Raw genomic sequence first — 24,004 nt, 5'->3', positions numbered from 1 at the left:
ACTGCCCCTCGGCGTCCCGCTAGATCAAACCCTGCGCCAGCATCGCGTCGGCCACCTTGACGAAGCCGCCGATGTTCGCGCCCAGCACGTAGTTGCCGGGCTCGCCGTATTCCTCTGCAGTGGCGGCGCAGCGCTCATGGATGCCCACCATGATGTCCGTCAGCCGCTCCTCGGTATGCTCAAAGGACCACGAATCCCGGCTGGCGTTCTGCTGCATCTCCAGTGCCGACGTCGCCACGCCGCCTGCGTTCGCCGCCTTGCCGGGCCCGAACAGCACCCCCGCTTCCTGGAACACAGCGATGGCGCCGCGCGTCGACGGCATGTTGGCGCCTTCACCCACCGCGACCAGGCCGCCGCGGACCAGCCGGGCGGCAGCACCGCCGTCGAGCTCGTTCTGGGTAGCGCAGGGCAGCGCCACCGTCGCGCCGACGTCCCAGACGGAGCCGCCGTCCACATACGAAACGCCGGCCCGCCGCTCGGCATACTCCTTGAGGCGCGCCCGCTGCACTTCCTTCACCTCCCGGAGCAGCGCGACGTCGATGCCCGTCTCGTCCACCACGTAGCCGGAGGAGTCGGAGCAGGCAACCACGGTGGCGCCGAGGGACTGCGCCTTGGCGATGGCATTGATGGCCACGTTGCCGGAACCGGAGACCACCACGCGCTGGCCCTCCAAGGACGTTCCGCGCGTCTTCAACATCTCCTGGGTGAAGATCACGGTCCCGAAGCCGGTTGCCTCGGGCCGGACCAGGGATCCGCCCCAGGAGACCCCCTTGCCGGTCAGCACGCCGGACTCGTACCTGTTGGTGATGCGCTTGTACTGGCCGAAGAGGTATCCGATTTCACGGCCGCCCACGCCGATGTCGCCCGCGGGAACGTCGGTGTATTCGCCGATGTGGCGGTAGAGCTCGGTCATGAAGGACTGGCAGAACCGCATGACTTCGGCGTCGCTGCGGCCGCGGGGGTCGAAGTCGGAGCCGCCCTTGCCGCCACCAATGGGCATGCCGGTGAGCGCGTTCTTGAAGATCTGCTCGAAACCGAGGAACTTGACGATGCCCAGGTACACCGAGGGATGGAAGCGCAGGCCGCCCTTGTAGGGCCCCAGCGCCGAGTTGAACTCGACGCGGAAGCCGCGGTTGATCCGGACGCGGCCGGCGTCGTCCGTCCACGGGACGCGGAAGATGATCTGGCGCTCAGGTTCGCAGAGGCGTTCCAGGATGGCGGCTTCGAGAAATTCGGGGTGGCGGTCGTGGACTGGGCCCAGGCTTTCGAAGACCTCCACCACGGCCTGGTGGAACTCCGCCTCGCCGGGATTCCGCGCCAGGACGGTATCCCTGATGGCTTCCAGCCGTGCGTCCATAAACTCTATCCTTACCTCGGCACCGGTGTGGCAGCGGGCGCCAGGCAGGCCGCGTCGCCCCAATAGGTTTACGCTTCAACCTATCGGATTACGACCGGCCTCCATTAGCCGAAACATCCCGCCTGCGCTAATCTCCGTATTGTGACAGAAAAATTCCGCTTTGTGATATTTCTTCTGGGCCTGCACAGAAGAGGACTGGCCTGATGCCGTACGTCTGCCTCCTGCTCTCCGGCGCCGCCCTGCTGGTCAACGGCCTGGCCACCCTTGGGCACCTGCCCCGCCGGGACGCCGCCGTCCTCAGCCTGGTGGTGGGCGGCACCCAGCTGGTGCTCGGCGTCGTCCATGTCTCCACCGCCGGGCACGCTCCTGCTGACCTGTTGACGGCGGCTGGCATGTTCCTGTTTGGAATTACTTACGTGTATTCGGGGCTGGATGCGCTGCTGGCCCTCGGGTCCCGCGGGCTCGGCTGGTTCTGCGGAATGGTGGCATTCTGCGGGATGCAGCTGGCGGCTGCCTGGCTGGGCAGCGATCCACTCCTGGCGGTGCTCTGGCTGTGCTGGAGCGCGCTCTGGGGGCTGCTGTTCGCGTGCCTGGCCCTCGGCGCAGGACGCCTGGAGCCGTTCGCTGGCTGGTCGCTGGTGCTGACCAGCCAGATGTCCGCCACCGTTCCCGCCCTTCTTGGCCTGGCGGGATGGTGGCCGGCTGGCGGCTTCGTGGCATGGCTTGCGGCGCTGCTGCTGGGCAGCCTGTTCGGGACGGCACGCGTGCTGGCCCGGCGCGGACCAAAAGTTCCGCGCCGGGCCAGTGCCGGAAAGCCGCTGCCCGCCAGGTAATCCGGTGGCTACGTAAGCGCGTGGCCCAAGGCGGCGACGTGGTGGCGGCGCTGGATGGCCCACTCCACCAGCACGCCGGCCAGGAAGACCACGGGGACCGCCACCAGCAGGGCCGTGGCCGTCTCGGCACTGCCGCCAATGAGGGCCGTGAAGTTGCTGACCACCAGGCTGAGGACCCAGGCCAGCAGGACCGCCGCCAGGACGGGGGCGATGCGGGTCTGCCACAGCTGGGCTCCGGCGCGTTCCCGGCGGAAGAATGCGACGACGGCGGCGGAGCACAGCATGTACAGCACCAGCAGTGCCGCCACGGCCAGGCCACTGAACCAGGAGAACAGGGTCAGCACCGGGTCCAGCGCCAGGATGGCGAACGGCACCACCAGCACGACGGCGGTGGCGGACTGGACCCATGCGGCCACCGCGGGTGCGCGGTGCCGGTTGGTCCGGGCGAGGACCGCAGGCATGGAACCGCGCAGGGCCAGGGAGTGGAGGTAGCGGTTGATGCCGTTGTGGAAGGCGATGATGCCGGCCAGCAGCGAGGTGACCAGGAGGATGCCGGCCACAATGCCCGCCCAGGGGCCGAACAGGTCCACGAGCGGGCCCATGACGAAGGAGGTGGCGTCCCCGGATTCGAGGGCGGCGCCGGCGGCGTCCATTACCTGGGAGGGCCCGTAGTAGCTGACCAGCATCCAGGAGATGAAGGCGAAGAACACCGAGATGACCCCGACTGACAGGTAGGTTGCACGGGCCACGGTGCGGTGCGGGTCCTTGGCCTCGGCGGAGTAGATGGCCGTCGATTCGAAACCGAACATGGAAGCCACGGCGAACATGATGGCAACGCCTGGAGCACCTGCGCCGATGGCTTCCGGCGAGAAGGATGCGGCAACGTTGATGCCTTCCGGGCCGCCGCCGTGGAACAGTACGGTGAAGCCGAACATCAGGAGGATGGCCACCTCGAGTCCCACCAGCACGGCCAGCACGCGGGCACCGAGTTCGATGTTGAGGGAACCCAGTACCTGGACCCCCGCCATGGTCGCCAGGGCCAGCAGCCACCAGGGAACCTCCAGTCCGGCGGAAGCCAGGAGCCCGGAGAAGGCGGCGCCGTAGAGTCCGTACATGGCAGCCTGGACGGTGCTGTAGGCCAGCAGGGCCAGCCAGGCGGCGCCGGCTCCGGTCCGCCTGCCGAATGCTGCCGTGACGTAGGCGTAGAACGCGCCGTTGGCCTGGATCTTCCGGCTCATGGCCACGAAGCCGACGGCGAAGATCACGATGACGATGCCCACGATCAAGTAGGCGCCCGGCGCGCCGGCACCGTTGCCCAGCGCCGCGGCGAGCGGCGCTGCGCCCACGATCCCCGTCAGGGGCGCCTGGGCGGAGAGGACGAAGAACAGGATGCCCAGCACGCCGATGCTGCCGGCGCGCAGTGCCGTGGAATGCTCCTTGGCCGGAGCGTCAGTGGTCCGGGTCTCGGAATTCGAAATACTCATTGGATCCTTCTTAACGGTCATGAGCTCGGGAAAATTGCTGTGGGATCCAGCTTGGCAGCGGCCCGCGCCGCGGCTTTGTCCGCCAGCGATCAGTTGTTGTCGGTCAGCGCAGTGCCGGTGCGGCCTGCGATATTCGAAGCCGCTGCCAGTGCAGATTCCATGCCGCTCTCGATGGCACCGTCAATGAAGCCGCCCCAGCCGTTGGCGATGTCCGAGCCGGCGAAGAACACGTTTCCGTGCCCTGCCTGCAGGGCAGCGAGCTGGTTGGCCAGGAATCCGGTCCGGTGCATCGGCCAGGTCTCCCCCGCCAGCGGATCCGCCACCCAGTCATGCGTGGCGACGTCCCGTACGTCGGCGTCGGGCACCAGCCGGGCCAACTGCGCCTGCACTGCCGCGGCGTCTCCGGCGTCGATCTTCGACGCGTCCGGGCCGAAGCCGACGGCGATTGTGTCGCCGTCGAGCGTGTATTCCGCCTGGAAGAAGTTCAGCGGCCAGTCCGCGTTGCCCAGGGCGACGAAGGGTGGGAGTTCACCCCGCAGCCGGATCCATACCTTGACGCCCCTGGATACTTGTCCGCCCCGTGCGGCGTCGGCCTGGGCGGGCGGCAGCGGCGGCTCGAAATTGATGGCGCCCAGGGCGTGCAGCGGAACGGTGGCGATTGCGGTCCTGGCGGTGACGGTACGCCCGTCCGTGCTGCGGACGGTGACCATGCCGCCGTCGTCGCTGATCCGTGAAACAACGAAACCGAAGTCGACGACGGTCCGGGCGTCCCGGAGGATGGCCGCGGCAAGTGCCGCGGTGCCGCCCTGGATTTTATAGGTGGCACAGGCTTCGAAGTTGACGGCCCAGTCACCGTTGGTCAGGGCCACCCAGCGCAGGGCCTGGGTGAGCGCGGCGTCATCCAGCGGCCCGTTGAAATTCAACGCCCAAAAGGACTCCAGGATATCCCGCTCCGGGCCTGCCGGGAACTGCTCCCGGATCCGGTCCCGGACGGAGATGTGGTCGATTGCCTTGAAATCCCCGGTGGCCAACGGACGGAAGGGTTCGGGGAAATAGCGGCGGGACTCCTGCACGAACGCGGCGTTGTACGTGCCGATCAGCTCCAGGAGCCGGGCCGGGTCACCTTCCCGGCGGGCACCCCCGGCCCACCAGAAGGCCCGCTGCGGCTCCGGGCTTGCCACGGTTCCGATGCCGTACCTTTTCAGCTCGGCCCAGACGTACGGCTGGGTCCAGTGCACCCAGGTGCCGCCGATCTCCAGGTCGCGGCCCAGCCGGTGGTCCAGCCAGGTCCTGCCGCCGATCCGGTCCCGGGCTTCCACGATGCGCACATTCAATCCCTGCCGGGTAAGCTCCCGTGCGGCGGTGAGGCCGGCGAATCCGGCACCTATGACGACAACGTCCAGGCCGCCGATTCCTTCCTCGCTGCACTCCTGCTGCATGTTGTGTTCCTGATCCACGGGACGCGCCTAGGAGTAGACGAAGAATTCGACGGTGGGTGCCAGCACGGCCCAGCGCGTGCGGGCACCTTTGTTGAAGGACGCCGCAGCCCCGGCCGTGAGCTCATACACCTCGCCACCCTCCACCTCGATCCGGAGGTGGCCCTCGATGATGTGGATGGTTTCGTCAGCGTCCATAACGAGGTCGAAAGGTTCGGGCGCCTCCCTTGGGTCGACGTGCCAGTAACCGCAGGCGAGGGCCGGCCGGCCGCCCTCACCGAAGCGGCGGACCCATTGGACCCGGCCCAGTTCGAAGGGCTCGTTCTTGGCGGGATCGAGGGATGACGAGGTAGTGAAGGCAGGAGTTGTTGCCATGGTTTGCTCCAGGTGGGAAGGGCCCGGCAGTTGCCGGAATTCAATGGTGTTTGCGCCGGTGCTGTGACTGACATCACGGCGTGGAAGCAATCTAAGCAATTGCTTAGTTTTAAGTCAAGAGGCAGCGATGGACCTCCTGCGGCTGGCTAGAATCGTCGACATGACGCCTTCCGACGCCCGCAGCGCTTCCCCTTCCAAGTACGGCACCGGCCGCGAAGCGCTGCTGCGGGCCGTGGTGGACGTGGTGGCGCAGAAGGGCCTGCGCGGGATGACATACCGGGCCGTCGCCGAGGCCGCCGGCGTCAACAACAGCCTGGTGGCACACCATTTCGGGTCCAGGGATGCGCTGATTGCCGCGGCACTGCAGTGGGCGTCCGAGCAGTCCATCGCCGCGTCCCGGCTGCGCGAGGCGGCCGGGCAGGAGGGCTCCTTCACCGAGGCGCTGCTGGACCTGCTCCTTGAGGACCCGGGCCTGCAGGCGTTCCAGTACGAGATGATCCTGGAAGCACGGCGGCGGCCGGAACTGGCTGGCCCCGTGGCGCAGCTGTACGAGAGCTATGTCAGCGCCCTGGCCGAGGGGCTGGAGGCATTCGGCCTCCAGGGCGACGTCCGGGTGGTGGCCCGCTCGCTCTTCGCGGCCCTGGACGGACTGGTGCTGCAGTATCTTGCGGGGGTGGGACGGGACCAGATTGCCGCCGCCCTTGAGGAAGTGCACCAGGTGGTGCTTTTGCGGCGCGGGGCTTAGCGCCCGGCCAACAGGCCCCTAAATGACCTTTCGGACTGTCGCTTCGAAAGCGGAAATAGCTTCGAGGGCAAGTGACGAGGCCCGTTCGCCGTCCCCGCTGGCTATGGCCCGAAGCAGGACCGCGTTCTCCCTGATCTCCCCGGACACAGAAGGCAGCTTGTCCAAAAGGAAGCACCAGATGCGCGTGGCCAGGTTGTCGTAGCGGACCAGGATCTCCTCCAGCCGCGAACTCCCGGCCGCCCGGTAGATCAGCCGGTGCACCGCCATATCGTGCTGCATGAGTGACCGCTGGTCGGTTGCAGGATCCAACTGCTCCAGGAACTCGGCCCGCTGCAGCAACTCGCGCTTGAGTTCCTGGTTCGCGTTCCCGGCAGCCCGCCTGACCGCAAGGGGCTCCAGGAGCATCCGGATTTCCGAGACATCGGCCAGCTCCGCGAGATCCACCATGGTGGCAAAGGTGCCTTTGCGGGGGTAGGAAACGACGAGGTGATCGCATTCAAGACGGGTAAGCGCTTCACGGACGGCTGTCCTGCCCACACCCAGCGAAGCCGCAAGCTGGACCTCATTCAGCGGATGGCCGGGCAGGATATCCAGGGTGATGAGCCGTTCGCGGAGTTCTTCGTATGCGAAGTGCGCCAGGGTGCCCGTGGATAGGGGCCTCATGGCCTCCGCGCGGTCACCAGTCATATGCAGCTTTCTTCAAAGGAATCGGCCTGCGGGTTCAGTTCGGGAAGCCAGTCTATCGGAGCCTCCCGGGACAGCCGGCGGTCAGCCGGCCACAAGACGCCAGGGCGGCCCCGCGAGGCCGGCGATGTGGACGGGCACTGAAGCTTCAGTGGACGGTTCACCCTCAAACCGCGTGCCCGGTGCGAAGCGTGCACTGTTGGAGGCCACCACCTTGCCCGTTATTGTCACGAGTGCGATGTCCTCGCGCCTGCGGCCCAGGTTCTTCAAGAAGATGCGTTCGATGCCCTCCATGGACAGGTCCGCTCCCGCCACCGCCAGCGCCCGCCGCCCCTGGGACACGGGCAGGGATGCCGTAACTACCTTCATGTCGGCACCGCCGAAGTCGATGTAGGGGCCGATGAGTTCCGGGCCTCCCGACGCGAGGGGGCGTTCAAACCACGTCATGTCGGTGTAGTCGTAATAGTTAACTGACGCGGGATTGAGGTTGTGGGGAATGAAGACCAATCTTCCTTTGACCTGGGTCCACCACTGATGCCACGCCTCAGTGTCGGCAAGCACGCCCGGGACAACAGATATGCCGGCGCTGTCCACCAATCCGTCCTGGGCCGCCACCACCCGCTCCACTATCGGCTTCAGCGATTCCAGTGCGGCATGCGGTGTTGCGGGCCGGGAAAGGATTGACGCCGAGGCTTCCGCGAGTTCGCCCAGGGCGGCAAAAACCCCCTCAAGCCGAAGGCCAAGGGCCTGCGCCGTGGAGAGGAGGACTCCAGCGTGGGCCGTCATGGCGCGTCCGCCAAGTCCGATGTCAGGAGGGCAAGGTGCTGGTCCACAATGAGCGCGCCTTCACGCTCGAAGTGGGCGATGGCGACATCTTCCGCGGCCGCGGCGTCTCCCTTCTCGATAAGGTCCAACAGGGCCGAGTGCTCCCCGTCGGCGTTGGCCTGTTCGTTCAGCCACGCGTCCCCCCACGTCAGGGGTGACAGTTCGGCATGGACCTGGATTAGGAGCGAGGTAAGACGGCGTGATTGGGCAGCCACTCCCAATCCGATGTGGAGCCGGGCGTCCGCCTGGCGCAGCATGTGCGGTTCCGCGCAATCACGAAAACGGCGGCCAAGGCTGCGCAGGCGGCGTACGTCCTGTTCGTCCGCCCGTTGCGACGCCAGGCGCGCGGCAGACCCGGCGGTGGCGGCGGCCAAATCAATCAGGTCGCGAAGGTCGTCGCTTTTATGGTTTCGGAGTTCCCGAATGATCTCCGCCTCACGGACGGGAAGAACGCTGGCAACGTAGCTGCCCCCGCCCCTGCCACGACGGGTACCCAAGAGTCCCCTGCTGCGCAGGACGGCCAATGATTGCCGAAGAGTAAGTGGAGAAACCCCCAGATGTTCTGCCATGACAGATTCCGGCGGCAGTCTCTCGCCCGGGTTCATGAGCCCCAATCCGATGGCGCTCTCCAACTGCTGGGTCACCTGTTCGGCCCTGCCCAGGACCTCACGGCCGGGCGTCCTCACCTGGGCCGCCATTTCGAGGGCGCGCAAGGAGACCGACCCCAAGTCACCGGGCGCGTAGACCAACAGATGCGCTCCTTCGCGATCGATAAAAGCATTAATCCTTAGAACCATAGATTATCCCCGCACTGGTCACAGGCGGGGCGTCCAACCCCGGGAGGACGGTCTTATTTGCCATTCCACTGATATATCTCTTGACGACACCGTGTAGACGTGATCACATGGACGCACCCAAGGGGACCGGGGGCGCGGCAGGAAGGTCGGCCGGCAGGGTCCCGCCATACCGCACTCCCCATATCTAGAAAAGGTTGGACGATGCACGATGTACTGATTGTCGGCGCCGGCGCGGCAGGGCTTGGCACCGCCTACTATCTGCGTGACCTCAAGCTCGACGTCTGCCTGCTGGAGGCCGGCAGTGATGTCGGCGGCAGGTCGCGCACCGTCCCCCTGGCCGGGACCCTAGCGAACTCCGGCGCGATGTTCATCTACAGGGGCACTAAGACGGAAGAAATTGCTGCGGAACTGGGTGTGGAAACCGTGCCTTTCCACCCCGAGACATATGGCATCCACGTGAACGGCAGCACCATCGTCGCGGAGACCAATGAGGATCTGGTCGCACGGTTGGACCTGAGTGCTTCCGAGAAGTCCGATCTGAAGGAATTCATTGATGCCTCGCTCAAAGAGTACTTTCAAAGCACCAGCGACGGCGTTCTGCGCAACGACCTGAAACAGCTGGCGGATGAAACGGTGGCGGACCGCCTTCGCGGACTCCAACCGGCCGTCCGGGACATCATTGCGACAGCGATTCGTGGCGGCGCGGTGGGTGATCCAATGCGGCTGTCAGCCAAATACGCCCTGCGCTACTTCGCAAGCTACCTGGCCCGGGAAAAGAACAACCGGTTGTTTGCCGTGGCTGGAATGCAGGCTATCCCAAAGGCCATTCTGGGCCGCCTCCCCGGGGAGGCCGTACGTTTCAACACCCGTGTCGACGACGTGGCCTATGTTCCCGATGAGGACGCTTACAGGGTCTCCGCATCAGGCCCTGACGGGGAAGAGGCCTTGTGGGCGCGGCAGGTTGTTCTTGCCGTTCCGGCTCCGCTGGTGCCACAGCTTGCCAAGAGCCTGCCGGAATGGAAGCTGAAAGCCTTGGGCAAAGTCGGCACGCCCGGCAGCACCACCCTCAACGTCGTTGCAAACATCGAGGGGCTCCCGCACCTTCGGGACTGGTCCTTTATTACAACTGTTGGGATGCCGTTCGATGCGATTATCAATCCAGTCCCTGGCGGTACGGAATTCACCGCAAGGACCAAAATCCTCCAGCTGACGTGCTACGGGAATTCCGCTGGCTTCCAGCCCGGCTTTGAGCAGGATAAGGCGCGGATCGACCAGTGGATTGAAGCCGTCCATACGGTTGCCCCGGAGTTGAGGGGCAGGATTATCGCCGTGCACGCCCAGACCTGGGAACACTGCTTCGCCCTGCTTAATCCGGAACGTGCCGCCGCGCTCCCCGAGCTGCAGAAGCCCGTCGGATCACTCCATTTCGCCGGCGACTACACCTCGGAGACCGCCGGAACCCACGGGGCCTATTCGGAAGCAGCACGGGTGGCATCCCTGATCCGCGACTCCGTGCCGGCGGCAGGCTAGAGACCAATGAAGCGGCAGGAAACATTTCTAGATTTGTGATCACAGATCTAGACAGGGCATGAATAATTAACTAAAGTGACGTAAAGCACAGGCTGTTGTGATGTATTCGACAGCCCGCCCAAGAAGAACGCAGTACCGCCGGAACCTGGGAGCAGGCACAGGCGGAACCGGTTCAGCGTTGTAGGCGCCCACTAATCGAAGGAAACAAAAATGGGCTTAAGTTTTGGCACGAAAGCTAGGCCGATCGCGCTCTCAGGCGAGGTTGTCGTCACCGGCCTCGGTAAGAGTTATGGCGCTGCCCGCGTTCTGTCGGATGTGAATCTCACGATGAACGAAGGTGAAGTAGTCTCGATCATCGGGCCCTCCGGGGCCGGCAAGAGCACCTTCCTGCGGTGCTTGAACTACCTGGAGATTCCCACCGAGGGTGAGATTTCCATCGGCGGGGCGCACGTGGTGGCTGGCGGGAAGTTGCCGGACAAGGCAAGCCTTGACCACCTTCGCCGGGTCACCGGAATGGTCTTCCAGAGCTTTAACCTCTTCCCGCACCTGACCGTGATGGAGAACATCACCCTGCCCCAGCGCAAGGTTCTGGGGTCGTCAAAGGAGCAGGCCGAAGAGGTGGCAAACCGGCTGCTGAAGCGGGTGGGTCTTCCCGAGAAGGCCAAAGCCTACCCCGCGCGACTTTCCGGCGGGCAGCAGCAGCGCATCGCCATCGCCCGCGCCCTGGCGCTGTCGCCGAAGGTGATGCTCTTCGATGAGCCGACCTCGGCCCTTGACCCCGAGATCGGCCTGGAAGTCCTCGCCGTCATGCGCGACCTGGCCGACGAGGGAATGACCATGCTCGTGGTCACCCACGAGATGCACTTCGCCCGCGATGTCTCCAACCGCATCATGGTGATGGGCAACGGCGGCGTGCTGGAGATTGGCCCGAGCGAACAGGTCATGTCGGACCCGCAAAATGACCGTACCCGGCAGTTCCTCAAAGCCGTGCTGGACCGGTGAGCCTGCCATGATCATGCAACTGCTGTCCTCGATCGCCCAGGGCGTAGGGCTCACCCTCTACGTCACGGGTGCATCACTGCTCTTTGGCGGCATCATCGGCCTGGTGCTTGTGGGCGCTGCGCGTTCACCCATCGCCCCCATCCGGGCTCTTGCCACCCTGTACATCAACATCGTCCGGGTCATCCCGCCGATCACCTGGCTGTTCCTGATCTACTTCGGCCTGCCCCAGTTCGCGCTGCGGCTGACCACCATCCAGGCCGCGATCATCGGGTTCTCCGTCATCGCCTCGGCGTTCATGGCCGAGATCTACCGCTCGGGCCTGCTGAGCATCCCCGACGGCCAGCGCGAGGCCGCCCATGCCCTCGGGCTCAGCGCGGTCACCACCGTCGGACACATCATCACCCCGCAGGCCTTCCGGGTCGCGCTGCCCGCTATCGCCACGTACGGCATCGGCCTGTTGAAGGACTCCGCCCTGGCTTCAACCATCGGTGTCCGTGAAATCACCTACTACGCCCAGCAAAGCGCCAAGCAGACCCACGAAGGCCTGCTCTCGTTCGTCGTCGCCGGGGCGCTCTATATCGTGATCAGCCTCATCGTCGCACTCGTCTCCCGGCGCGTCGACCTCACGCTGCGCAGGAAGATCGGGGTCGCGTGATGGACGTGCTCAACCAATGGCTCACCTGGATCCCGAACCTCACGCCAGGCCTGCTGGTCAGCCTCCAGTTGACCGGACTGTCGCTGCTCTTCGGTTTCCCGCTCGGGCTGCTGTTCGCCGTGATGGCAGCAGCGAAAATCATGCCACTGCAGTGGATCTCATTCTTCTTCGTTGAGATCGGTCGCGGACTGCCGGCCCTGGTGCTGTTGTACCTGATGTACTTCAGCCTTCCCGACGCCGGCATAACCCTGACGTCGTTCACAACAGCCGTCATCGCGCTGAGCTGGAACACCGGGGCCTACGCCTCCGAATACTTCAGGGCCGGGATCGCCGCAGTACCGCTGGGCCAACGGGAAGCGGCCCTGACCTCCGGGCTGCGCGGCTGGACAGGGTTCCGGCTCATCATCCTGCCCCAGGCGCTGAGGATCTCCACCCCGCCCTTGGCCGGGCTCGCGGTCCTGATCTTCCAGGGCAGTGCACTGGCCTTCGTGATCGCCGTCCCCGAACTGATGTCCAAGGCCTTCGAAATCGGATCCATCACGTTCCAATACCTCAGTGTCTACACCCTCACCGCAGTCATCTACGGATCTCTCACCCTCGTCTTCCTCGGCCTGGTTCGGATCCTGGAGCAGCGCCTCGGCCGGCATCTGCAACGCAACTGAATCCTCCCATCCATCCCCGGGGACCCACCCCACCAGCTCAACAAGAAAGAGAACCAATGTCCCGTACACTCGTGCGCGCACTTTCGGCCGGCACCGCCGCCGGTTTGCTCGCGATCAGCCTCTCCGCCTGCGGCGGAGGCAACACTGCCAGCAGCTCCGGCGACTGCAAGCCTGCCCACAGCGACCTCAAAACCATCAACCAGGGCGAGCTCACGGTGGCAAGTTACGACTACGCACCCGCGACGATCCTGCAGGGCGACAATGTCACCGGCATGGAGGGTGACCTGATCAACGAGATCGCCAAACTCGAATGCGTCAAGGTAACGGTCAGTACTTCCGGTGGTGCCGGTGCAGTGATCCCGTCCGTGCAGTCCAAGCGCGTGGACATCGGTTCGGGGAACTGGCTGCGCACCAAGGAACGCACCAAGATCGTCTACATGAGCACGCCGCTGTGGAGCGATCCGCAGGCGATCGTCTCCACCAAGGGGATCACCAGCGACGACCTTGAGGGCAAGGTGGTTGGCTCCGTCGCCGGCAACCTCTGGAACGACAGCCTGCAGAAGTGGCTCGGAGACAAGTTCAAGATCTATCAGGACGACGAATCCATCTACGGCGACCTCAAGGCCGGCCGCATCGACGCCCTGGTAGCCTCCTCCGCGTCTGCCAAGTACCGCTTCAAGGACGCCCCCATCGAAGGCGCCCAGGTGATCGACGTCAAGCCCAACCCGAACGTTCCCCAGTTCGCGGCGGTGGGCCAGGTCATGTTGCCGTCCAGCCTGGATAACGACGCCCTCGGCAAGGCACTGGACGAGGACATCAAGAAGCTCCGCGAAGACGGCACCATCAAGAAGATTCTCGAAAAGTACGGAATCGATCCTTCAGTCGGCGAGCCGGGCGCACCCAGCGAGCTCTGACCCACCACCAGAGTCCTGCACCAAGGGCGACGCCGGATGTCCTGTCCAGCGTCGCCCTTGGTGTTTGCGAAATGAGTTTGCATAACAACGAAAGGCAGCATTGACATGAGCGGAACCATTGTCGTCGGCGTTGACGGCAGCGAGACGGCCAGGAAGGCGGCGGAGGCTGCGAGGGACCTCGCCACAGCACTTGGTGCAAGCCTCCACGTGGTGTCAGCATTCGACGGCGAGCGGTCAGAGGTGTTCGGCACCGGCACCAACAAGTGGCTCGTATCTGACGCGGACAAGGCCGAACACGTTGCCAGGGCCGTGGCTGACACATTGGGCGGGGACATCAACATCACCTACGCCGCAGCGAGCGGCAGGCCCGCCGACGCCCTCATCAGGGAAGCCATCAGTAAAGAGGCAAGCGTCATCGTGGTGGGCAACCGCAGAATGCGGGGCATTGGACGCGTCCTGGGCAGCGTTGCCAACAGCGTGGCCCACAACGCGCCCTGCGACGTCTACATCGCCAACACCTACGACGCCGACTAGCGCATTAGCACAGCCACTTTTCCTTAACCGGTATAAGCGCCGCTGATGTCGTCGCCGTGACGCGTGGAGCTACTCCCCCGTTTCGGCGGCGATTTCGCGCGCCCGGCTAATGGACGCAGAAGTTGCCTTGAGGAGGACTTTCCCAAGGTCTGCGTTGGACAGCTGCTCAATAGCCTTGATGCTTGTCCCGTCCGGTGCGGTGAAGATCCCCAGCAGCTCTGACGGTGCCCGTCCCGATGAGTGCATGAGCGCCGCTGAGCCCAGGAATGTCTGCTCGGCGAAGGCCCGCGCCTGTTCCTGGGAAAAGCCGAGTTCGACTCCCGTAGCCGTCAGCTGTTCAACAAAAAAGTAGAAGTAGCCGGGGCCGGTTCCGGAGAGGCTGCTCACTGCGTCGAGCTTGTCATCCCCTACAGCCACCACGGTGCCAATAGTGCGGAACAGTCCTGAAACTGTCCCCAGCTGCTCTTCAGTGCAGCATTCGTTTCTCCCCACTCCGGTCACCCCGAAACCCACTTCCCCGCCCATATTCGGCAGCGCCCGGATCACCGTGGCCGATACCGGCAGCATCGTTTGCAGGCGAGCCAGCGTTACGCCCGCAGCGACGCTCACCACCAGGGCCCCCGGTTTCAAAGAGTCGCAGATGTCGCTGGTGACCGCCGGTATGAGGTCAGGGCTGACGGCCAGGACCACAAGATCTGCATGAAGCACCGCGTTCTTGTTGGCAGCTGGGTTCTCTTGCAGGCAAGCTGCGTGGACCTGCGGGAACCGCGACAGGTCCGCTGCCCGGCTGGTTGAATAGCACGTCGCCTGCATGGTTCCGTTGACCGTCACTGAAGGCTTCGTGAGCCCTCTCAGCAACGAGGCCCCGATCGCTCCGGCACCAAGGATGGCGACACTGGGGAGTTCGATGGATTCTGGTTCGCCGGCGGTCAGCGCACCGCCGGCGGCGTTGTGCGGCATTGAGGTTCTTCCTTTTCGTTAAATGCTGGTTGCACAAAGTTGGCGCCGGACGTGTGTCCGGCGCCAACTTTGTTCTGTCTGGGGATTTAGCGGGAAGGCCCCGCCTGCGCCTCATGTGTCAGTGTGCGTACCCAGCCGCCGCCTCCGTGAGGGTTTTGCCCTTGGTCTCCGGAGCGAGCCATTGGGACAGCGCCGCACCGACCAATGCGACTCCGGCGGCGATCAGCATAGTGGGACCGGGTCCGAGGTTTTGCATGGACAGGGGCATCAGGAAGGTGCCGATGCCGGCGCCCACCCGGCTGACGGCGGCGGCGAAACCGGTTCCGATTCCGCGAATTTCGGTGGGGAGGACTTCGCCCGGGTAGACGTTCGTCAGAGTGTTATAGCCGGCGTTGAAGAAGGAGAAGACCAGGAAGAGGACCAGAACGACGATTGCCGGGGCCCCCGTCCAGAGCCCGATAATGCCGAGGACAATAGCGCACAACCACTGCGGAGGCACGGTCAGCGCGCGGCGGCCGGCCTTTTCGATCAAGAGGAAGGTAACGATGACTCCGGCCAGGGCGACGGAGGAAAGTCCCACTCCCCCGGCGAGTCCGCCGGCAAGGCCGTACTGATCCAGCACGCTGTCGGCGAAGGTGGCAATAGCGAAGTACGGCGTCACGGCGCAGAACCAGAAGCCGGAGATAAAGAGCGTCGAGCGCCAGTGTTCCCTGGAGAACAGCATTTTGAAGCTGCCCTTGCGCACGTCCTCGTGCTGGACGTCGTCGAGCGCGTCATCAGGCATGTACTTCAGGGCGAGGGCGCGGGCCTCGTCTTTCCGCCCAACGCTCCACAGCCAGCGCGGCGACTCGGGCATGCCGAGGCGGCCCAGGAAGATCGCCACGGCGATGAACGTACTCGTCCCCAGGATGAAGTGCCAGCTCAGATTGGTGTACTCATTGAGCAGGTGCCCGGTGAGGAACGCGATCATGAACCCGCCGTACCAGGCGATCCCCATCGCGGCCATCAAGCGCCCCCTCAGGTGGGAAGGCGAGAACTCCGCCATCAGGGGCCATCCAACGGCATACTCCGTGCCGATCGCAATGCCCATCAGAAGGCGCACAACGAGCAGCCAGACCGGTGAATCGATGAAGAACTGCATGGTCGACGCAACCGCGAACACCCCGATGTCGAACATAAAGATGGGCTTGCGGCCCCATTTGTCAGCCGCCCAACCGCCAATCGGGGAGCCGACCAAAATGCCGATCAGGGCAGCTGCCGCTATCAGGCCCTGCCACAGCGCCGTCAGCTGCAAGTCTTCGGCCATTCTTCCGGCCACCGGGCCGATGATGCCGAGGACGTAACCGTCCAGGACCATGCCGCCGATGAGGACCGTGACCATCCTGGTCAGGAAGCGCTTCTTGTTGACGGTCGAGGCGAGGCCCCGGTGTGCGTTTGGAATTCTTGTGGATGACATGGTCACTCCTGGCAAATTGCGACGGACGCGAAGGTCTCCGCCTTGTTCGCGACATTGGGAAGCTGGCGTTCGGGCATTCTTTGACCTCCGGGTCAATGGCTGCACTGCGGTGTATTAAAGGATCGTTCAGGTCGTGGTCCGGGACCACCGGATGCGGTTCCGGGACTGCCCGTAAAGAGGGGTGGTCCCGGAACCGATGCCAAGGCCCGGGTGGTTTCAGCCGCGGTTGTACATAACGTGCTTGGTGCGGGAGAAATCGTCAAGGGCATAGCTGGAGAGGTCCCGGCCGTAGCCGGAGCCCTTGAAACCGCCCCACGGCATTTCGGTGGCGATGACCAGGTGCGAGTTCACCCAGACGGTGCCGAAGTCGAGTTGCCGCGGTACGGTGAGCGAGCGGGCGCTGTCCTTGGTCCAGACCGAGGCGGCCAGGCCGTAGATGGTTTCATTGGCGCGGGCCACGGCTTCTTCGTCGGTGCTGAAGGTCTCCACGGACACCACCGGGCCGAAGATCTCGTTGCTGGTGATGGGAGCGCCGGCAGGGACGTTGGTGACCACGGTCGGTTCGATGAAGTAGCCGGGGCCGTCGATGGCGCTGCCTCCGACGGCGATGGTCAGGCCTTCCTTGCGGATGTCCTCGAGAGCGGCCAGGACGCGCTCGTAGTGGGCGCCGGAGATCATGGAGCCGATTTCGACGTCGGACCCGGTGCCCGGGGTGCCGATGGAGATATCGCTGACCTCCCGGACCAGGAGTTGGGTGAACTTCTCGGCCACGGATTCGTGCACCAGGACCCGGCAAGCGGCGCCGCATTCCTGGCCGCCGTTCCAGAACCCGGCCGAACGCACGCCCTGGGCGGCAGCTTCCAGGTCGGCATCGGCGAAGACCACCACGGGCGCCTTGCCGCCCAGTTCCAGGTGGACACGCTTAACCGAGGACGAGGCGCTTGCGGCGACCTTCTGGCCGCTGCCGACACTGCCGGTGATGGCCACGAGGTCCACGTCCGGGTGCTCGGCGAGCCTGTTGCCCACCACCCGTCCGGGGCCGGTGACGATGTTCACGACGCCGGCGGGAACCACGTCGGCGATGAGTTCGGCCAGCTTGAGCGTGGTCAGGGGTGTCTGTTCTGACGGCTTGAGCACCAGGGTGTTGCCGGCGCCAAGGATGGGGGCGATCTTCCAGGCGGCCATCAGCAACGGGTAGTTCCACGGTGTGATGACACCCACGACGCCCACGGGCTCGCGGAAGATCACCGAGGTGTGATTCTCCGCGTAGTCGTCCGCGCCCAGGGTGTTGTAGGCACGGGCTGCGCCGGCCGAGAACCGGAACGTATCGATTGCACTGGAGATATCGTCCTCAGCCACCATCGCCGTCTTGCCGGTGTTGGCTGATTCCAAGGTCTCGAACAGTTCCCGGTTGGACTCGATAATGTCCGCGATCCGCAGCAGGACAGCGGCGCGTTCCTTGGGCGTTGTCGCCGCCCACGCGCCCTTGGCCGCGACTGCGGCGGCCACGGCAGCGTCGACGTCCTCGACGGAGCCTGCCGGCACCTGGGTGAGGACTTCCTCCGTCGCCGGATTGACGACGTCGACCGTTGCCTCCGACGTGGACGGAACAAACGCACCGCCAATGAACTGGCCAAACGGCGGAAGGGACGGAACGGGAGTGGTGTCTGCCCGGACGACGCTGAATGCGGATGTCTTGGTCGTGCTCATCGTTACGCCACCGCCTGGTACAGGGCGGACAGGGCGTCCTGGACCCGCGCGTGGTCCTCTGCGTTCAGGTCCGCGGTGGGGCGCCGCGGCGACCCTGCGGGCAGGCCCTGCAGGGTCAGGCCCGACTTGACGGCCGGAATGAACGGCACGGAGAGCAGGGCGTCGATGACCGGGTAGACCTTCTTCCACTGCTCAAGGGCACCGGCCAGGTCCCCTTCAGCGATGCGGCGGCTGACGGCGACGATTTCGTTGGGGACCACGTTGGCGGTCCCTGCCATGACGCCTGCTGCGCCTTCCACCAGGGCGCTGTAGAGGTAGACGTCCCAGCCGATGAAGGTGCCGATGACGTCCGAGTGGTGGTGGATCAGCTGCAGGGCCTGCTCCCAGTTGGCACTGGAGTCCTTGATGTACTTGATGTTGTCCACTTCTTCGGCCAGGGCACGCACGGTGGCCGGGTCCAGGTTGACGCCAGTGACCGGCGGGATGTTGTAGAGCATCACCGGGATCTTGACGGAGTTGGCGACGTCCTTGATGTAGGTGACGGTCTCCTCGAGTGACAGCGGCTCGTAGTACGGCGTGATCAGCATGAGCACGTCGGCGCCGAGCTCCTCGGCGGCCTGCGACAGGCGGATGGCCTCGGCAGTGGTGGTGGCACCGGTGTTGGCGATGACCGGCACGCGGCCGTTGGCCTGCTTAATGACGGTCTCGATCAGGAGCAGCCGCTCCTCGGATGACAGGGCGCCCACCTCACCGGTGGAGCCTGCAGCGACGACGCCATCAGCACCGGCTTCGATGGAGCGCTCGACGATCCGCTGCAGGGTCTCGACGTCGATGGTTTCGTCCTGGTTGAAAGGGGTGGAGAGTGCGGTGAGGACACCGCGGAGATTCTGGGACATACTTTGGTTCCTTACTGAAGTTAAGGGTTGGGGTCAGGGGAGGGTCAGGCCACGATGGACAGGCCGGACTGCGGCGACGCCTGGCGGTGGGTGGCCAGCACGCTGGCGGCTTCCTGCGCTGCGGAGAACCCGGTGGTGATGGAGCTTTCGGTGTACAGCGTTCCCAGGTAGTCGCCGGCCAGGAAGACGCGGTCTGCGCCCCGCATGAGGGTCGACTGGATCTTGGCCCGCCCCGGGAAGCAGTAGGGGGAAGCGTTCTTCCAGCGGTCCACCTTGGCTTCCACCACGCTGTCGGCGAAACCGTGGCCGAGGACCTGGTCGAGGTCGGTGAGGTGGGTCTTGATGACGTCCTCCTCGCTCTTTTCCAGCAGGGCCCGGCCCAGGCTTGCCGGGGAGAAGGTCATGAAGCTTCCGCCGGGCTTGCGGACGGACTCGGTGCCGCGGACGATGCTCGCCTGGTTCAGGGCGATCGCAAAGGATCGCTTCGGTGCGGCGATGGCGTAGATGTCGTCCCATGGGCGGGCGGTGGTCTCGTTAGTCAGGAAGGCGGTGCTGACGTGCGGGCCGTACTTGATCTGGCTGAGTGCCCCGCGAAGCTCCTCGGGGAGATCCACGCCAACCTTGTGGGATACATCAGCGGTGGTCGCGAGAACGACCGTACGCGCCTCAACTTCCCGGTCGACGCCGTCCTGCCGGTACCGGACCACGACGGATTCCTTCTTGTGGACCACTTCATGGACGACCGCGCCGAGCTGGATGCGGTCGGCGCCCATGGCAGCAGCGATGGATTCGGTCAGCGTGGACGGGCCCCCGACGATGCCCCGGCTAAGCCCCTGGCCGAACCCGAGGACCAGGCTGAAGTAGCCGATGCCGGCACCGGCGGAGATTTGGTCCATGTCGCCGGCGGAACGGGTGACGGTGGTCTTGAACAGGGCGGCTGCGTCTTCGGACAGGTTGCCAATGAAGTCCTGGAAAGAGGTGTCATTCTCGAAGTCGTAGATGCGCTGCTGCCGCATGGCACCGGACTCCCCCGCGCGCTTGCGTACTACGCCGGTGTACTTCGCCACTCCGCTGACCACTTTCAGGCCGGCGCGGAAGGTGTCCACGCGGGAGGACAGGGACATGGGAATGCGCAAAGGGTAGGTGGCGATGTGGCCCTTCTTGATGAACTTGCCGTTCATGGACAGGCCCTGCAGGGACCCCGGGATCTGGACAGCCATAACGCCGACTTCATTGAGCAGCGCGTCGGTTGAGGATCCGGCGCCGGCAAATACGTGCCCACCCCAGTTCAGCCAGTAGTCACCCCGGCGTTCGGAGCGGATGCGGCCGCCAACCCGGTCCCCGGACTCCAGGACAACCGTGTCCCAGTGCCGGAGCCGCCACGCTGCAGAGAGTCCGGCGAGTCCGCCTCCGACGATAACTGCGTCTTTCATCTTCCCGTTCCTTGCTGTTGTTTCGTAGGTCTTGTGCCAGAAGGGGCAGCATGTCAGCGGCCCCTCCGGAAGTTTTGTTGGCCTGGAGAGCAGAATGCATAGTCAACGGGGGGGTTCCCCTGGCCGGGTTGCCTCCGGCTTGTGTGAGGAAAGTCCTTTCCTCCAACAACCGTGTGACATAAACCACCATAGGATGTGATCACAAATCACACAAGAGATTACGAGGAGTTTTTTGGCGGCGGTCCCGACTGTGCCGGGCCGGGGAAGCGAAACCGGTAGGGCTATATTTGATCTGTGGTCATATCGAAGCGCGTTGAGCCCACCCTCCTGACCGACCAGGTCTATGACATGATCCATGCGGCGATCCTGAACGGCGACCTGCCCGCGGGGTCACGTCTGCGCGTCCGGGACCTTGCTGAACAGGTAGGCACCAGCGTCATGCCCGTGCGGGAAGCCATCCGCCGCCTTGAGGAAGCCGGTCTTGCCGAACGCGAGCCGCACAAGGGCGCCGTGGTCAAGAACCTGTCCCTGGAGGAGCTGATCCACGTCTATGACGTCCGCCGCCTCCTGGAGACCGAGGCTGCAAGACTGGGCAGCGAACGGGTGACCGCCGACGACTGTGACAGGATGCAGGCCGAATACGATCTGATGCGGGAAGCGATCACTGATGGGCGGGTCGTTGCACTCCTGGACCATGACGAGGCGATGCTCGCCATCCTCTACCAGGCAGCCGGGAATCCGGTGCTGATGCAGATGATCCGAACCCTGTGGCAGCACTGCCGCGCTTACAAGATCGTGGGCGCCAAGGGCTCCCTTGACAGCGGCAACGATGACTCCCTGTGGCGCTATCAGCAGGATCTGGTCACCGCAGCCCGCAACAATGACCCAGAGGCGGCGGCCGCGGTGAACAACGCTTCCCTGCTGGACGCCAGCGAGCGCATCAAGGCCCGCCTGGCCGACCAGGTAGCAACGTAGGGCCGGAAACTGCAGCACAACACCCCCGGCCGCCCACTTAAAGGCAACCGGGGGTGTTGTCATCGACGGGGTTCAGTCCCCTATGCGGGCAGGACTTGGCTGCTCTGCATGCTCCACGCCGGCCACGTGGTGGCCATGATGGTGGTGGCCGGGGTGGTGCTCCTCGAACTCTATCTCCAGCTCATCCGCGGAAGTGAGGCCCGCAGGCAGGTCCACGGTGTGGCGGGGCCCGGTGTAGGAATGCTTGACCCGCAATTCCCATGCGAGCCACAGCACCAGCAGCGCGCCGCCTACAACGAGTGGAGTGTAGTTGAAGTACTTCCACTCGAAATCGGGGTTCCAGGGAGCTCCGAGCGGGGAGGTCGGCAGCAGGGCGATCACCGTGGTGACCGCAATCTCGGCAACGGCGATGGTACCGAGCCACTTGTAATTGCGGCCCAGGTGCCAGGAGCCGCGCTGGAAGGCGGAACCCTTGCGGAGGCGCTGGTAGATCGGGATCACGAAGGCCAGGTAGAGGCCCACGACGCCAATGGAAACGACGGCGTTGAAAGCCACCGGGACAGGGGCTCCGTTGATGTCCACTTCCACCAGAGCCGGCAGCGTCAGGACAATCGCCAGGCCGGCCACGAGGGCCACGCTGTACAGCGGGACGCCGCTCTTGTTCAAGCGGGTCCAGAGCCGGGCTCCGGGGACTGCGCCGTCGCGGCTGAAGGCGAACAGCATCCGGGTCGTGGAGGTCATGCAAGCCATGGCGCAGAAGCACTGACCGACGGTGGAGATCACCAGCACGGTGCTGACCCACGGGCCACTGAGGGCTTGGTTCAGCACGGTGACCACGCTGCCGCCGCTGGCGGTGACAGCGTCGGCGTCCTGGACGGCGAACAGGATGCCCAGCAGCAGGATCCAGCCGCCGATGGCGGAGTAGAGGATGGCCTGCCAGATACCGTTGGCAGCTGAGTTGGAAGCGCCCTTGGTCTCTTCGGACATGTGGCAGGAGGCGTCGTAGCCGGTGACGGTGAACTGGGGCAGGACGACGGCGAGCGGCAGCACCAGGAAGATGAAGCCCATGCCGGTGGTCTCGCCGTCGAACCAGCCGGAGTTGTTGATCCGCTGGGTGAAGACGTCGGCCATGCTGGCGTGGCGTTCAGGCAGGAAGATGATGATCGCGATAATCGCCACGGTGCCGATGACGTGCCACCAGACGGAGATGTTGTTGAAGATGGCCAGCAGGTGGCTGGAAAAGATCGACAGCAGCGTGACCACCAGCAGCACCCCGATGAAGATCAGGAACACGCGGGTCAGTGAGTAGTCGGCGGCCCAGGCTTCACTGAAGGAGGACAGGGTCAGGTCGATGAAGGTGGCGCAGCCGTAGGACACCGCCGCGACGATGGCCAGGAGGCCCAGGAAATCCAGCCAGCCCGTGAAGTAGCTGGAGCGCAGGCTGCCGAGCTTGGCAGCCCAGTAGTACATGCCGCCAGATGTGGGCATGGCCGAGACCAGCTCGCCCATGCAGAGCCCCACGACGAGGATCAGGGCACAGACAATCGGCCAGCCCCAGCTGATGGCGGCAGGGCCACCGTTGTTCCAGCCAATGAAGAAGCTGATGAAGGGGCCGCTGAGTATGGAGATGACGGAAAAGGAAATGGCGAAGTTGGAGAAACCGGACCAGGAACGCTTGAGCTCGGGCTTATAGCCCAAATTGGCGAGAATCTCGTCGTCGGAGCGCTGGGAGTGCGTGACTGACATGGGTGGGGATCCTTGGGTTTAGTGCCGGGTGGGGGGAAGCGGTCCACTACATTGAAGTGAGTCCGCCGTCGATGGGGAGGAGTTGGCCGGTGATGTACCGGGCACCGTCCGAGGCGAGGAAGACAACTGCGGGTGCGATATCCTCCGGTGTCCCCTGGCGGCCCAGTGGCACCTGGCGGTCGACAAGCTGGTCGAGCTGCGTCGGGTCCAGATGGCCGAGGACAGGATCATTGAATCCTGTCTCGATCCAGCCGGGGCAGACTCCGTTGACCCTGATGCCGTGTTCCGCGTATTCCACCGCGAGCTGCCGGGTCAGGTTGACCAGTGCACCCTTTGAGGAGTTGTAGGCTACGAGGTCTGGTTCCCCGATCAGCCCCGACACGGACGCCGTGATGACAATCGCGCCGGACTTTTGGCTGATCATCTGCGGAAGGACGGCCCGCACCGTAAGGAACGTGCCCCGGACGTTGACCATGAAGGTCTTGTCCCACTCATCCAAGGTCTGGGAAAGCGCGGTGCCGGCCATCAGTACCCCGGCATTTGCGTGGAGGATGTCCAGCCGGCCGTAGCTGCGGACGGTGTGCTCGACGACAGCGGCCATCGCGCCTTCGTCCGTGACGTCGGCAACCGCCGCAACCGCCTCGTAACCGGCGCTCTTGATCATCTGCTCCGTCTCGCCGGCACGGGCGAAATCGCGGTCAGAGGCCACCACGAGGGCGCCGGCTTCGGCAAGTGCCATGGCGCTGGCCCGGCCGATTCCATGGCCGGCTCCGGTAACCAGGGCCACCTGGCCGGCTAGTGACAATGCGTTCATGTTGACTCCGTAGGGCGTTCGGGGTTCGGGAGTGCCCCTGGGTGATGTGCATCACTTTCGGGCGTACCTCCACTGTAGGAAGAGAAACCCCGAGAAGCAATAGACTTTAGTTTTAAATGTTTTAGATGACCGTCGTGTTTCGTCGCGGTTTCCGACAGGAACCGCAGGGCAATGACAGACT

General features: G+C 64.6%; 24 protein-coding genes. 10 read left to right on the top strand and 14 right to left on the bottom strand.

Translation table 11 applies throughout. The annotated features are described in order from the left end of the window. Positions 1-19 precede the first annotated feature (19 nt). Positions 20-1,357 (bottom strand): NADP-specific glutamate dehydrogenase, encoded by a 1,338-nt coding sequence (gene gdhA, locus PUN71_RS18280; RefSeq protein ID WP_277799541.1) that lies wholly within the window; start codon positions 1,355-1,357, stop codon positions 20-22. Positions 1,358-1,560: 203 nt separating this feature from the next. Between gdhA and PUN71_RS18275 the strand changes: the two genes are divergently transcribed. Beyond that, entirely contained in the window at positions 1,561-2,190 is a 630-nt protein-coding gene (locus PUN71_RS18275; protein WP_277799540.1) for an AmiS/UreI family transporter, read from the top strand. A gap of 8 nt (positions 2,191-2,198) precedes the next feature. Here PUN71_RS18275 and PUN71_RS18270 read toward each other — a convergent pair whose 3' ends face one another. The 3 genes from PUN71_RS18270 to PUN71_RS18260 all read right to left on the bottom strand — a co-directional run bounded on the left by PUN71_RS18270 (position 2,199) and on the right by PUN71_RS18260 (position 5,485). After that, positions 2,199-3,674 carry an APC family permease gene (locus PUN71_RS18270; protein ID WP_277799539.1) on the bottom strand — a complete coding sequence of 492 codons (1,476 nt, stop codon included), beginning with the start codon at positions 3,672-3,674 and terminating at the stop codon, positions 2,199-2,201. Positions 3,675-3,763: 89 nt separating this feature from the next. Continuing rightward, on the bottom strand, positions 3,764-5,131 hold the full coding sequence (locus tag PUN71_RS18265) for a flavin monoamine oxidase family protein (protein WP_277799538.1): 1,368 nt from the start codon (positions 5,129-5,131) through the stop codon (positions 3,764-3,766). 9 nt (positions 5,132-5,140) lie between these two features. Continuing rightward, positions 5,141-5,485, bottom strand: a complete 345-nt coding sequence (locus PUN71_RS18260) for a cupin domain-containing protein (RefSeq protein ID WP_043455846.1) — start codon at positions 5,483-5,485, stop codon at positions 5,141-5,143. A 160-nt stretch (positions 5,486-5,645) separates the two neighbouring features. Here PUN71_RS18260 and PUN71_RS18255 point away from each other — a divergent pair, with 160 nt between their 5' ends. Next, the gene (locus tag PUN71_RS18255) at positions 5,646-6,230 is read left to right on the top strand and encodes a TetR/AcrR family transcriptional regulator (RefSeq protein ID WP_277799537.1); all 585 of its coding nucleotides are present in this window, start codon (positions 5,646-5,648) and stop codon (positions 6,228-6,230) included. 18 nt (positions 6,231-6,248) lie between these two features. On the opposite strand, the gene PUN71_RS18250 is transcribed toward PUN71_RS18255, so the two are convergent. The 3 genes from PUN71_RS18250 to PUN71_RS18240 all read right to left on the bottom strand — a co-directional run bounded on the left by PUN71_RS18250 (position 6,249) and on the right by PUN71_RS18240 (position 8,344). Continuing rightward, positions 6,249-6,917, bottom strand: a complete 669-nt coding sequence (locus PUN71_RS18250; protein ID WP_277799536.1) for a GntR family transcriptional regulator — start codon at positions 6,915-6,917, stop codon at positions 6,249-6,251. An 81-nt stretch (positions 6,918-6,998) separates the two neighbouring features. Continuing rightward, the gene (locus PUN71_RS18245) at positions 6,999-7,700 is read right to left on the bottom strand and encodes a cache domain-containing protein (RefSeq protein ID WP_277799535.1); all 702 of its coding nucleotides are present in this window, start codon (positions 7,698-7,700) and stop codon (positions 6,999-7,001) included. After that, on the bottom strand, positions 7,697-8,344 hold the full coding sequence (locus tag PUN71_RS18240; protein WP_283532416.1) for a FadR/GntR family transcriptional regulator: 648 nt from the start codon (positions 8,342-8,344) through the stop codon (positions 7,697-7,699). Before PUN71_RS18240 ends, PUN71_RS18245 begins: the two co-directional genes overlap by 4 nt. On the opposite strand from PUN71_RS18240, the gene PUN71_RS18235 reads away from it, so the two are divergent. The 7 genes from PUN71_RS18235 to PUN71_RS18205 all read left to right on the top strand — a co-directional run bounded on the left by PUN71_RS18235 (position 8,307) and on the right by PUN71_RS18205 (position 13,833). Beyond that, positions 8,307-8,483 carry a hypothetical protein gene (locus tag PUN71_RS18235; protein ID WP_283532417.1) on the top strand — a complete coding sequence of 59 codons (177 nt, stop codon included), beginning with the start codon at positions 8,307-8,309 and terminating at the stop codon, positions 8,481-8,483. The genes PUN71_RS18240 and PUN71_RS18235 overlap by 38 nt on opposite strands. A 254-nt stretch (positions 8,484-8,737) precedes the next feature. Continuing rightward, positions 8,738-10,066, top strand: a complete 1,329-nt coding sequence (locus tag PUN71_RS18230) for a flavin monoamine oxidase family protein (RefSeq protein WP_277799533.1) — start codon at positions 8,738-8,740, stop codon at positions 10,064-10,066. A 210-nt stretch (positions 10,067-10,276) separates the two neighbouring features. Continuing rightward, entirely contained in the window at positions 10,277-11,068 is a 792-nt protein-coding gene (locus tag PUN71_RS18225) for an amino acid ABC transporter ATP-binding protein (protein WP_277799532.1), read from the top strand. A gap of 7 nt (positions 11,069-11,075) precedes the next feature. Beyond that, positions 11,076-11,723 (top strand): amino acid ABC transporter permease, encoded by a 648-nt coding sequence (locus tag PUN71_RS18220; RefSeq protein WP_277799531.1) that lies wholly within the window; start codon positions 11,076-11,078, stop codon positions 11,721-11,723. Further along, positions 11,723-12,385, top strand: a complete 663-nt coding sequence (locus tag PUN71_RS18215; protein ID WP_277799530.1) for an amino acid ABC transporter permease — start codon at positions 11,723-11,725, stop codon at positions 12,383-12,385. The genes PUN71_RS18220 and PUN71_RS18215 overlap by 1 nt, the downstream gene beginning before the upstream one ends. A 56-nt stretch (positions 12,386-12,441) precedes the next feature. Further along, positions 12,442-13,299: a substrate-binding periplasmic protein gene (locus tag PUN71_RS18210; protein WP_277799529.1), complete on the top strand. Its 858-nt coding sequence runs from the start codon at positions 12,442-12,444 to the stop codon at positions 13,297-13,299. 105 nt (positions 13,300-13,404) lie between these two features. Further along, entirely contained in the window at positions 13,405-13,833 is a 429-nt protein-coding gene (locus PUN71_RS18205; RefSeq protein ID WP_277799528.1) for a universal stress protein, read from the top strand. Between the two features lie 69 nt (positions 13,834-13,902). Here the strand turns inward: PUN71_RS18205 and PUN71_RS18200 are convergent, their stop codons facing one another. The 5 genes from PUN71_RS18200 to PUN71_RS18180 form a co-directional block, all read right to left on the bottom strand. Continuing rightward, positions 13,903-14,793, bottom strand: a complete 891-nt coding sequence (locus tag PUN71_RS18200; protein WP_277799527.1) for a pyrroline-5-carboxylate reductase family protein — start codon at positions 14,791-14,793, stop codon at positions 13,903-13,905. A gap of 118 nt (positions 14,794-14,911) precedes the next feature. Further along, a complete protein-coding gene (locus PUN71_RS18195) occupies positions 14,912-16,249 on the bottom strand; it encodes an MFS transporter (protein WP_277799526.1) in 1,338 nt (445 codons plus the stop codon). A gap of 216 nt (positions 16,250-16,465) precedes the next feature. Then, entirely contained in the window at positions 16,466-17,959 is a 1,494-nt protein-coding gene (locus PUN71_RS18190; RefSeq protein ID WP_277799525.1) for an aldehyde dehydrogenase family protein, read from the bottom strand. A 2-nt stretch (positions 17,960-17,961) separates the two neighbouring features. After that, positions 17,962-18,855 (bottom strand): 4-hydroxy-tetrahydrodipicolinate synthase, encoded by an 894-nt coding sequence (gene dapA, locus PUN71_RS18185; protein WP_277799524.1) that lies wholly within the window; start codon positions 18,853-18,855, stop codon positions 17,962-17,964. Positions 18,856-18,899: 44 nt separating this feature from the next. Continuing rightward, positions 18,900-20,288, bottom strand: a complete 1,389-nt coding sequence (locus tag PUN71_RS18180) for a protoporphyrinogen/coproporphyrinogen oxidase (RefSeq protein ID WP_277799523.1) — start codon at positions 20,286-20,288, stop codon at positions 18,900-18,902. A gap of 294 nt (positions 20,289-20,582) precedes the next feature. Here PUN71_RS18180 and PUN71_RS18175 point away from each other — a divergent pair, with 294 nt between their 5' ends. Next, positions 20,583-21,263, top strand: a complete 681-nt coding sequence (locus PUN71_RS18175; protein WP_277799522.1) for a GntR family transcriptional regulator — start codon at positions 20,583-20,585, stop codon at positions 21,261-21,263. A 72-nt stretch (positions 21,264-21,335) separates the two neighbouring features. Here PUN71_RS18175 and PUN71_RS18170 read toward each other — a convergent pair whose 3' ends face one another. Continuing rightward, positions 21,336-23,009 (bottom strand): amino acid permease, encoded by a 1,674-nt coding sequence (locus tag PUN71_RS18170; RefSeq protein ID WP_277799521.1) that lies wholly within the window; start codon positions 23,007-23,009, stop codon positions 21,336-21,338. A 46-nt stretch (positions 23,010-23,055) separates the two neighbouring features. Next, complete coding sequence (locus PUN71_RS18165; protein ID WP_277799520.1) at positions 23,056-23,823, bottom strand: SDR family NAD(P)-dependent oxidoreductase; 768 nt, start codon at positions 23,821-23,823, stop codon at positions 23,056-23,058. Positions 23,824-24,004: the final 181 nt, after the last annotated feature.

This window comes from Arthrobacter sp. NQ7 (assembly GCF_029581595.2).
GTDB lineage: Bacteria > Actinomycetota > Actinomycetes > Actinomycetales > Micrococcaceae > Arthrobacter > Arthrobacter phenanthrenivorans_B.
This window is presented reverse-complemented; position numbering and strand designations above follow the sequence as displayed.